The 870-nt window shown below is 66.9% G+C and carries 1 protein-coding gene; it reads right to left on the minus strand.

What is annotated here, in order from left to right; genetic code table 11:
• On the minus strand, positions 1 to 870 hold an 870-nt coding region (locus Q0864_RS16545; protein WP_298572074.1), incomplete at both ends, for a methyl-accepting chemotaxis protein.

Genomic DNA, 870 nt, shown 5'->3' on the forward strand with positions numbered 1-870 from the left:
CCGCGCCGGGTCGGCACGCGCAACGCCGGTTTCAAACCGCGCCATGGTCGAGGTCAGCGCCTCGGCCTCGCGGGTCAGCGCGTGGCTGGCGGCTGTGGTTTCTTCGAACATGGCCGCGTTCTGTTGGGTCACCTGATCCAGTTGGTTCACCGCCGTGTTGATCTCGGCCAACCCGGCGCTTTGTTCGCGCGCCGAGGTTGCGATTTCGCGCACATTGCGGCTGATCTCGGTCACGCTATCGACAATGCCCGACAGCGCCGCTCCGGCCTGGTCGACTAGTTCGACACCGCGTGTCACATGGCCACCCGACGCCGAGATCAGGTCGTTGATCTCGCGCGCGGCATCCGACGAGCGTTGCGCCAGTGCGCGCACTTCTGAGGCGACAACCGCAAAGCCGCGCCCCGCATCCCCCGCCCGCGCCGCCTCGACGCCCGCGTTCAGCGCCAGAAGGTTGGTCTGGAACGCGATGTCGTCAATCACCCCGGTGATCTTCGAAATCTGACGCGACGAGGTTTCGATCTCGCCCATCGCGCCCACCGCTTCGCGCACCACCGCCCCCGAGGCTTCGGCGTTCTGGCGCGCGCTTTCCACAACCTCATTGGCGTGGCTCGCCCCATCCGCTGCAGACCGCACCGAGGACGTCAGCTCATCCAGCGCCGCCGCCGTCTCCTCCAGCGTCGCGGCCTGGCGTTCCGTCCGGTGCGACAGGTCATCCGCCGCGCTTGATATCTCGGCCGCTTCGCCGCGGATCAGGTCCGCGTTTTCCACAACCCCCCGCATCGCGGCCATCAGCTTGTCCGCCGCCGAATTGAAATCCTCGCGCAATTCGTCGTAATCGGCCGAAAACGCACGGTCGATCCGCGTCGTCAG

The organism is uncultured Aliiroseovarius sp., from assembly GCF_947497285.1.
GTDB lineage: Bacteria > Pseudomonadota > Alphaproteobacteria > Rhodobacterales > Rhodobacteraceae > Aliiroseovarius.